The sequence below is a fragment of the Sphaerisporangium sp. NPDC049002 genome (assembly GCF_040649355.1).
Classification (GTDB): Bacteria; Actinomycetota; Actinomycetes; order Streptosporangiales; family Streptosporangiaceae; genus Sphaerisporangium.
Window position 1 is genome coordinate 1 of the sequence record NZ_JBEZFH010000255.1, and the last position, 9,614, is coordinate 9,614.

General features: G+C 70.6%; 8 protein-coding genes and 1 pseudogene. 5 read left to right on the forward strand and 4 right to left on the reverse strand.

The annotated features are described in order from the left end of the window. Together AB0B89_RS32115 and AB0B89_RS32120 are read left to right on the forward strand one after the other, a co-directional pair. On the forward strand, positions 1 to 579 hold a 579-nt coding region (locus AB0B89_RS32115), incomplete at its 5' end, for an ATP-binding cassette domain-containing protein (protein ID WP_358560286.1). 14 nt (positions 580 to 593) lie between these two features. Continuing rightward, the gene (locus AB0B89_RS32120; protein ID WP_358560288.1) at positions 594 to 1,661 is read left to right on the forward strand and encodes a peptidase C39 family protein; all 1,068 of its coding nucleotides are present in this window, start codon (positions 594 to 596) and stop codon (positions 1,659 to 1,661) included. A gap of 37 nt (positions 1,662 to 1,698) precedes the next feature. Here AB0B89_RS32120 and AB0B89_RS32125 read toward each other — a convergent pair whose 3' ends face one another. From AB0B89_RS32125 to AB0B89_RS32140, 4 genes are all read right to left on the reverse strand, one after another. Continuing rightward, positions 1,699 to 2,241, reverse strand: coding sequence for an XRE family transcriptional regulator (locus tag AB0B89_RS32125; RefSeq protein ID WP_358560290.1), 543 nt, complete (start codon positions 2,239 to 2,241; stop codon positions 1,699 to 1,701). Between the two features lie 153 nt (positions 2,242 to 2,394). Then, positions 2,395 to 3,591, reverse strand: coding sequence for a cytochrome P450 (locus AB0B89_RS32130; RefSeq protein ID WP_358560292.1), 1,197 nt, complete (start codon positions 3,589 to 3,591; stop codon positions 2,395 to 2,397). A gap of 471 nt (positions 3,592 to 4,062) precedes the next feature. Beyond that, entirely contained in the window at positions 4,063 to 6,858 is a 2,796-nt protein-coding gene (locus AB0B89_RS32135; RefSeq protein WP_358560294.1) for an aconitate hydratase, read from the reverse strand. Between the two features lie 200 nt (positions 6,859 to 7,058). Further along, complete coding sequence (locus AB0B89_RS32140) at positions 7,059 to 7,790, reverse strand: metal-dependent hydrolase (protein ID WP_358560296.1); 732 nt, start codon at positions 7,788 to 7,790, stop codon at positions 7,059 to 7,061. A gap of 437 nt (positions 7,791 to 8,227) precedes the next feature. On the opposite strand from AB0B89_RS32140, the gene AB0B89_RS32145 reads away from it, so the two are divergent. The 3 genes and pseudogenes from AB0B89_RS32145 to AB0B89_RS32155 all read left to right on the forward strand — a co-directional run. Further along, positions 8,228 to 8,965: a PadR family transcriptional regulator gene (locus tag AB0B89_RS32145; RefSeq protein WP_358560298.1), complete on the forward strand. Its 738-nt coding sequence runs from the start codon at positions 8,228 to 8,230 to the stop codon at positions 8,963 to 8,965. 6 nt (positions 8,966 to 8,971) lie between these two features. Then, positions 8,972 to 9,496: a DUF1707 domain-containing protein gene (locus AB0B89_RS32150; protein WP_358560300.1), complete on the forward strand. Its 525-nt coding sequence runs from the start codon at positions 8,972 to 8,974 to the stop codon at positions 9,494 to 9,496. A 23-nt stretch (positions 9,497 to 9,519) separates the two neighbouring features. Next, positions 9,520 to 9,614, forward strand: a pseudogene (locus AB0B89_RS32155) (R3H domain-containing nucleic acid-binding protein); the annotation flags it as partial.

The window sequence follows — 9,614 nt, forward strand, 5'->3', positions numbered from 1 at the left end:
GAAATCCGCCGCCGCACCGACGTCGTCGGCAGGCCGGACTCCGGCCGGATCGGCTTCCACGGCGCGGGCACCGGGGCCGGGCGGGTCCAGATCGTCTTCCAGGATCCCTACTCCGCCCTGAATCCGGGACTGACCGTCGGCACGTCCCTGGCCGAGGCCCTCGCCGCGGCCGGGCGGCCGAGGTCCGAGGTCGGGGAGCTGCTCGAACTCGTCGGGCTGCCCGCCGCGTACGCCGGCCGCAGACCGAGGGCGCTGTCCGGCGGCGAGCGCCAGCGGGTGGCCATCGCGCGTGCCCTCGCCCCTCGCGCGGACCTGCTGGTCTGCGACGAGCCGGTGTCAGCGCTCGATGTGTCCGTCCAGGCCCAGGTGCTCAACCTGCTCGCGGACCTGCGCGGGAAGCTGGGGCTGACCCTGCTGTTCATCACCCACGACCTGGCGGTGGCCCGGCAGATCGCGGACCGCGTCTACGTGATGCGCCGGGGTCGCGTCGTGGAGAGCGGCCCCGTCGGCTCCGTGCTGGGAGCCCCCGCACACGAATACACCCGACAGCTGCTGGCCTCGATCCCGGCGGCGCAGTAGGAGGTTTTCCCCCCATGCCTGAACCACGTGTCGATGTGCTGCCCGTGACCGGTGACGTCGGGCGCGTCGCCGACGGGATCCTCGGCCTGCCCGAGGAGCTCCTGCGCCGATGGCGGCGCGCCGGGGGCGCCCAGGTGCGCACGCTCGTCACGGTCCGTTCCGGTGACGCCCTCGTCGGGGCGGCCTTCGAGGCGCACCGGCCGATGACGGCCTACAGGAAGATCGTCGACGTCTGGGCGGCGGACGAGGAGGTGGCCGACGCGCTGGTGACCACCGTCGAGGACCGGGCCTTCCAGGACGGCGCCGTCGCGGTCAAGCGGTGGTTCGCCGCCAGGGACGCCGCCTGGGAGCGGTCGCTGGATCGCGGCTACCGCGAACTTCCGGTTCCCACGTGGGCGGGACCGGTCACCGAGGACCCGGCGGATACCGGCTTCGGGCAGGTGCGATGGCGTGACAGGGCGCCCGGCCGTGCTCTGCGCTACATGCGGCAGACCACGGACTTCACCTGCGGGCCCGTGGCGCTCCAGATGGGTCTTTGCGCTCTCGGGTTGCAGGGCGAGCCCGACCGGGCCGAGGAGATGCGCCTGTGGCGCGAGGCCACGACCGTGGGCGGATGCGATCCGCTCGGGCTGGCCGTCGCCGCCGCCGGGCGCGGCGCGGCGCCCGAGGTGCTGCTGTCGGCCGAGGGGCCGGTCCTGCTCGAACTGTGCCGCACCGACGAGGAGCGCGACATGCGGGCGTTCATCCAGGCGGGGTTCAGGAACGAGCTGGCCGATCGCGGCATCGCCGTCGAGACCGCGGCGTTCGGCCTCGACCGGCTGCGTGGCGCGCTCGCCGACGGCGGCATCGCGCTGGTGCTCATCGAGCAACTGGGAATGCACGCGGAAAGCAGCCCTCACTGGATCACCGTGCACAGCGTGGACGGTGACGTCTTCTACGCCAACGACCCGTGGACCGACGCCGACCTCGGCGAGACCTACGTGGACGCCCTCGACCTGCCGTTGCCCTCGGCCGCCCTGGACCGGCTCGCGTGGTACGGCGCGCCGAGCTACCGGAGCATGGTCGTGCTCCGCCCGGCCTGACGGTCCCTCCGGCGGGCCGTCGCCGTCGCCGAGTGCCCTAGTCGGAAGGCATCGAGACCAGGGTCAGCAACCGGGTCGCCCGCGCGGTGGTCCTGTAGCTGTGCTCGGTCTCGGCCGGGAACCGGACGGTGTCGCCCGAGCGCAGCCGAACCTGCCAGGTCGCGATCTCCAATGTCACGGCGCCGGACAGCACGTAGGCGAACTCCTCCGAGCCCCGGCCGTGCGGCGCGCTCTCATGGGTGTGCTCCGGTGGCAGCACGGACTCGTAGATCTCGAACCGGCGGCGGTCCATCGAGCTGAGCAGCGTGCGCGCGGCCTCGTCGGCCGAGGCCCTCCGCATCACCTGCGGCTCGAACAGCGGCGTGCGCGTGATGTCGGCGAAGGACAGCTCCAGCGCCTCGGCGAGACCCGACAGGACCTCCACCGTCGGGTTGGCCAGGCCGCGTTCGAGCTGGGACAGCAGCGCCTTGCTGAAACCGGACCGGTCGGCGAGGTCTCGGATGCTGAGCCCCCTCGTGCGCCGAGCGTGCCTGACGTTGCTCGCTATCGCGGCCCGCACCTGCTCTGAGAGAGTGCTCACTCACCTATCACCGGCCTTCGTACGGCCGGCTCGCGCCACCGCCGCCCGCCTGCTCGCCCTGCCACGCGCCCAGCCTAGTGGGCCGCGCCCGCGGGCGCGGAGGCGGCGACGTCGTGACGGGCGGCGGGGACGCCGTCCCCGTGCGGGCGCCCGCTACCAGGCGACCGGCAGCCGGTGCACGCCGTAGATCGCCATGGTGGAGCGCGTCGCCACCTCCTCGGGAGGCACGGCGAGTCGCAGGCCGGGGAAGCGGCGCAGCAGCGCTGGGTATCCGACGCGCATCTCCACGCGGGCGAGCTGCTGCCCGAGACACTGGTGGACGCCGTGGCCGAAGGCCAGATGTCCCGTCCCCTGCCGCGTGAGGTCGAGCGTGTCAGGGTCCTCGAAATGGCCGGGGTCACGGTTGGCGGCGGCCAGGGACACCGTCACCGTCTCCCCCGCCTTGATCACCTGGCCCTCGATCTCCACGTCCTCCCGTGCCGCGCGCACGACGCCGACGTGGACGATGGTGAGGTAGCGCAGCAGCTCCTCAACGGCGGTCGCGGCCCGGGAGGGGTCGTCGCGCAGCGCGGCCAGCTGGACGGGGTTCCGCAGCAGCGTGAACGTGCCAAGCGCGAGCATGTTGGCGGTGGTCTCGTGGCCCGCGACCAGCAGGAGCATCGCCACGCCGGTGATCTCGTCCTTGGTGAGCCGCCGGGCCGACACCAGGCTGCTGATCAGGTCGTCGCCGGGCTCGGCGCGCTTCTGGACCACCAGCTCCCGCATGTACCCCATCAGGTCGTCCATCGCCTCCCGCACCTGCCCGGGCGTCGATTCGAGGTCGAGCATCACCCGCGACCGGCTCTGGAACCGGTGGTGCCCGCTGTACGGCACGCCGAGCAGCTCGCAGATGACCAGGGAGGGGATGGGCAGCGCGAACTCCTCCACCAGATCGGCGGGAGGGCCCGCCTGCTCCATGGCGTCCAGCCGGTCCGCGGTGATCCTCTCGATCCTCGGCTCCAGCCGCTTCATGTGGTGCACGGTGAAGTGGCCGGTGAGCTGCCGGCGGAAGCGGGTGTGCTCGGGCGGGTCCTCCTGCAGGAAGAACCCCGGCACCTCGGCGATCAGCTCCTGGGTGACCCGCTCGCCGACCGGCGGGTGCAGCAGGTCGGGATCGGTGCTGAAACGGGGGTCGGCGAGCACCGCGCGGGCGGCGGCGTGGCCGGTCACCAGCCAGCCCACGTGCCCGTCGGTGTAGAGCATCGGCCGGATCGGCCCCTCCTCGCGCCACCGGCGCAGATCGCGCGGCGGGTCGAAGGGATTCTGGCGGTCCAGGGGAAGGGTGACGGGGTTCGACATCGCGTGCGTCATGATGCGTTCCTCCCTTTCTCCACAAGACCCTACAAGCTGCGATATTTCCCTGAATGAAAGGAACTATCCGGTGTGGTAAATTTCGCCCACCCCATCGAGCCTCCGGCGGACGAGCGGCCGTCCATGGACATCAGGGCAGCTAGGACGCCTGCCGGACGCCTGACCGCGTACCGTCCGGTCCCATCGGAAAAGGAGAATCGCGCCAGTTCGAGCAGAGTGCAACAATCACCTGAACCATCAACAGAACCCATTCCAACCCTATTTATTTCGCAATATCCACACAAAGAGCTGTAGCGGGTTCAGAAGAAAAGCGGCGCGTCCTGTGACCCCCGCGACGCGGCCTGACGCGGAGGCGGCCATCGGCACCCGGCGCGGGCAGCGGAACGGCCCGGCGGATGGGTGTTCCGCCGGGCCGTCCTGTGTGTCGGAGTGAACCCCCGAGGGCGAGGCCTCGGCCTCGCCTTACCCTGCTCAGCTCTTGGCGAGCAGGGAGCGCAGGACGTACTGCATGATGCCGCCGTGGCGGTAGTAGTCGGCCTCTCCGGGCGTGTCGATGCGCACGACGGCCTGGAACTCCCGGTCCCCCGCCTTGACCGTCACGGTCGCCGGGGTGGTGCCCGAGTTGAGCTCCTCGACACCGGTGATGTCGAAGGTCTCCTCACCCGTCAGGCCCAGCGAGGCGGCGCTCTCGCCCTCGGGGAACTGCAGCGGGAGGACGCCCATGCCGATCAGGTTGGAGCGGTGGATGCGCTCGTAGGACTCGGCGATGACGGCGCGGACGCCGAGCAGGGCCGTGCCCTTGGCCGCCCAGTCGCGTGAGGAGCCGGAGCCGTACTCCTTGCCCGCCAGCACGACCAGCGGGACGCCGGCCGCCTGGTAGTTCACCGAGGCGTCGTAGATCGCTACGACCGGGCCTCCGTCCTTGGTGAAGTCGCGGGTGAAGCCGCCCTCGGTGCCCGGCGCGATCTGGTTGCGCAGGCGGATGTTGGCGAACGTGCCCCGGATCATGACCTCGTGGTTGCCGCGCCGGGAGCCGTAGGAGTTGAAGTCCTTCAGCTCGACGCCGTTCTCCTTGAGGTAGCGCCCTGCGGGCGAGTCGGACTTGATGGAGCCGGCCGGGGAGATGTGGTCGGTCGTCACCGAGTCGCCGAGCAGCGCCAGCGTCCGGGCGCCGTGGATGTCGGTCACGGCCTCCGGCTTGCTCGGCATGCCGTCGAAGTACGGCGCCTTGCGCACGTACGTCGAGGCCGGGTCCCACTCGAAGGTGTCGCCGGTCGGGATCGGCAGCGAGCGCCATGCCTCGTCGCCCTTGAACACGTCGGCGTAGTCACGCTTGAACATGTCCTCGCCGATCGAGGAGTTGACGACCTCGGCGATCTCCTCGGTGGAGGGCCAGATGTCCGCCAGGAACACCGGCTGGCCGTCGGCGCCGGTGCCGAGCGGCTCGGTGTCCAGGTCGAGGTCCATCGTGCCGGCCAGGGCGTACGCGACGACCAGCGGCGGCGAGGCGAGGTAGTTCATCTTGACGTCGGGGTTGATCCGGCCCTCGAAGTTGCGGTTGCCGGACAGCACGGCGGTGACGGCCAGGTCGCCGGACTGGACGGCCTCGGAGATCTCCTCGGGCAGCGGCCCGGAGTTGCCGATGCAGGTGGTGCAGCCGTAGCCGACGAGGTTGAACCCGAGCTTGTCGAGGTAGGGCGTGAGCCCGGAGCGCTCGAAGTAGCCGGTGACGACCTGCGAGCCCGGGGCCAGCGAGGTCTTCACCCACGGCTTGCGGGTGAGCCCCTTGTCGACGGCGTTCCTGGCCAGCAGGGCCGCGCCGATCATGACGTACGGGTTGGAGGTGTTGGTGCAGGAGGTGATCGCGGCGATGACCACCGCGCCGTGGTCCAGCTCGAACGACGTGCCGTCGGCCAGCGTGACCGGGGTCGGCCTGCGCGGGCGGTCGCGGCCGGCCTCCGAGCCGGGCTCGGTGGCGGCGGCCGGCTTGTCCTCCTGCTTGTCGTGCCCGTCGGCGCTGGCGTTGGAGGCCGGCGAGTCGGAGGCGGGGAAGGACTCCTTGCCCTCCTCGTCGGTGCCGTTGGCGTCAGGGACGAACACCCGCACGTCGTGGCGCCAGGTCTCCTTGGCCGAGGACAGCGCGATGCGGTCCTGCGGGCGCTTCGGGCCGGCGATGGACGGGACGACGGTCGCGAGGTCGAGCTCGATGTACTCGGAGAAGACCGGCTCGACGGAAGGGTCGTGCCAGAGGCCCTGCTCCTTGGCGTACGCCTCGACCAGCGCGACCTGCTCGGCGCTGCGGCCGGTGAGCTTGAGGTACTTCACCGTCTCGCCGTCGATCGGGAAGATCGCGCAGGTGGAGCCGAACTCGGGGCTCATGTTGCCGATCGTGGCCCGGTTGGCCAGCGGCACGGCGGTCACGCCGTCGCCGTAGAACTCGACGAACTTGCCGACGACGCCGTGCTGCCGCAGCATCTCGGTGATCCGCAGGACCAGGTCGGTCGCGGTCGCGCCCGGAGGAAGCTGGCCGGTGAGCTTGAAGCCGACGACGCGCGGGATGAGCATGGAGATCGGCTGGCCGAGCATCGCGGCCTCGGCCTCGATGCCGCCGACGCCCCAGCCGAGCACGCCGAGGCCGTTCTCCATGGTGGTGTGGGAGTCGGTGCCGACGCAGGTGTCCGGGTAGGCCCTGCCGTCGCGGATCATGACGACGCGGGCGAGGTGCTCGATGTTGACCTGGTGCACGATGCCGGTGCCCGGCGGGACGACCTTGAACTCGTCGAACGCCGTCTGGCCCCAGCGCAGGAACTGGTAGCGCTCGTGGTTGCGCTCGTACTCGCGGTCGACGTTGCGCTGGAAGGAGTCGGGGCCGCCGAAGAAGTCGACGATGACGGAGTGGTCGATGACCATCTCGGCCGGGGCGAGCGGGTTGATCTTGCTCGCGTCGCCGCCGAGGTCGCGTACGGCCTCGCGCATGGTGGCCAGGTCGACCACGCAGGGCACGCCGGTGAAGTCCTGCATGATCACGCGGGCGGGCGTGAACTGGATCTCCACGCTCGGCGCCGCGGTGGGGTCCCACCCGCCGAGCGCGCGGATGTGGTCGGCGGTGATGTTCGCGCCGTCCTCCGTGCGCAGCAGGTTCTCCAGCAGGATCTTCAAGCTGTACGGGAGGCGTTCCGACCCCTCGACGGCGTCCAGCCGGTAGATCTCGTAAGCCGCGTCACCGACGCGGAGGGTGTCACGGCAACCGAAGCTGTTCGCGGACACGGAGACTCGCCTCCCTCATTTCACGCTCATCGCCACTGATGGTGGGGCACACAGTTTTCCTGGTTCGCCCCATAGATCCTGCCGCACCGGTGGAGTGCCATCACCAGTTAGGCTGCCCTAACCACCTTGGGCAGGACAGATCTCTCGATATCAAGATATCCCTCAGGTATCTCGACATCAAGTTACCCTCTGGTAGGCCGTCAGGTGGACGCGGGCATGAGGCGTGCCGCCAGCAGGCCTATCACGACGACCGAGAGCACAGGGCCGAGAATCTTGATCTCGAACGCCTGGCCGGTCTTGATCCCGATGCGGTAGGGCAGGACCCACCGGTGCCTCATCGGCCACAGCACCGGGCATCCGCGCTCGGTCAGGCAGTCGCCGACCACGTGGGCGAGGCATCCGACCGCGACGGCGAGGCCCAGCCAGAGGTAGCCCACGTCGCGGGAGTGGAACAGGATGAACGTCCCCGCGGTCAGGCCGATGTTCACCAGGGCCGAGGTGATGGTCTTGCCGGGGACGCCGATGCCGATCGACCGCAGCGCCAGCCCGATCATCAGGATGACCACGATGTCGCGGCCGATCGCGTAACGATCGGCCAGCAGGTGGGAGCCGGCGCCGGCGGCGATGGCGAACAGCAGCGAATGGGTGGCGTGCCGGTGGCCCCCGCTGGCCCAGTTGAACGCCTTGCTGAGCACCCAGGTGGCCGGGCCGAACGTCTGGGCGATCGTGGCGTGCGGGTGGTCGAGATCGGGGAGCATCGCCGCGCCCGCGCAGACCAGGGCCCCGGCGATCAGCTCGCCGGGCGAGAGCACGTTGGCCACCACGGGCGTCAGCTCGCCCGCGAGTCCTCCGAGAGCGGGAAGCGCCGTGAGCCCGGGCGCGATGAGCAGCCAGGCGGCGGCGCCGCTCAGCGCGTGGGTATGCCCCATCATGCGTAGATCACGATCGGGCACCCTACGGCAAAATCTCCCCCATCCGGCGGAACCCTCTCGGTAACCGGGCGGCGTGTCGCCACCGTCCGGAGTCGCGCCAGGTCAAGGGCTCGTGAGGTGGAGGCGAAAGCAGACGGGACCGTTCCGCTCCAAGAGCACCCCCCAGCCCTCTCAGAGCAGAACGATCCCGTCCGAAACCTGATAACGCTCGGATCTCGATGTCTGTTCCCGTCCTCGCGTGATCTGCGTCACTTCTTCGAGATTGCTCACGGTCCCGCCGCGCCCCGGGCGGGTCCGCCGTGCGTACGCCCGCCCCGCCGGGCATTCGCGACATGACTTCTTCTTGACGAGGGGTTGCGTCCCAGAATGTTCTCGATATATCTTTGAGGCATCGAGAACGATCGAAAGTCGATCGCCACTTGCAAGGGGGAAAGTCAATGACCCACACGTATCCGATCGGAGGCGCGCTGCCCGACCCGCGTGCCATCAAGGGCGCCGCGCTGGCCGCGCTCGGCTCCATGGCCTCCGCCTGGCAGCAGGGGCACCACGGGCACCACCACGGCCCCCAGGGCCACCCGCGCGACGAAGAGGGCCGCGAGCGCCGTTTCCGGGGGCATCGGGGGCCGGGGCCTTTCGGCTGGGACTTCGGGCGCGGCCCGTTCGGGCCCGGTTTCGGGTTCGGCGGCGGGCGCCCGCCGTTCGGCAGGGGCGGCCGCAAGGCCAAGCGGGGCGACGTCCGCGCCGCCATCCTGGCCCTGCTGGCCGAGGAGCCGCGCAACGGCTACCAGGTGATCCAGGAGATCGCCCAGCGCAGCGAGGGAGGCTGGAAGCCGAGCCCCGGCGCGGTCTACCCGGCGCTGCAGCAGCTCACCGACGAGGGCCTGGTGCGCGCCGAGGAGACCGACGGCCGCAAGACCTTCACGCTCACCGAGGCCGGCCGCGCCTACGTGAGCGAGCACCCCGAGGAGGTGCGCGCCCCCTGGGAGGACATGACGCCGAACGTCGACGAGGGTGTGCACGAACTCTTCGATTTGTCGCGCCAGGCCGCCGCGGCGCTCTTCCAGATCGCGCAGACTGGCAGTGACGGGCAAATCGGGCAGGCGAAGCAGATCTTGGCCGAGACGCGGCGCAAGCTCTACCAGATCCTGGCCGACGGCGACACCTCGGAGGAGTGACCCTCGATGACCTCGCGGGACGATCTGCGGATCGGTGACGCGGAACGCGACGAGGTGATGACCGCCCTGCGCGAGCACTTCGCGCAGGGCCGGCTCACCCACGCCGAACTGGACGAACGACTCGACACCGCCCTCGCCGCCCGCACCGCGAGCGACCTGCGGCAGATGACGGCCGACCTTCCCGGACCGGCCTCGCGGCGCCCCGTCGAGTACGCCCGGCCGCGGGCGGACGGCTGGACGCCGCCGCAGCACGCCGACCTCGCCTCCTGGGGTCACCACATGGCTTACAGGGCCGAGAGGGCCGCGGCGCGCCGCGAGCGGTTCGAGCGGCGGCGCGGGCGCCACGGCGGGCCCCCGGTCTTCCTGTTCGTCCTCGCGTTCATCCTCATCGCGTCGGTGGTCACCGGCTTGGCCGGGCCGCTGCTCGGTCTGGTGAAGGTGCTGTTCTTCGTGGGGCTCGCCTTCACCCTGATCAGGCTGGCGCACCACCGCCACCATCTCCGCCATCCCCGCCTCGGGCGCCGCCGCTGAGGACCCCTCAGGGCACATCGAGTCGTCTAGGAGAGGCGAAGTCCCTCCAGCCGATGACGCCCTTCGAGCGCAAGATCGTGCACGACGCCGTCGCGGCGGCGGGGCTGAGGAGCGAGTC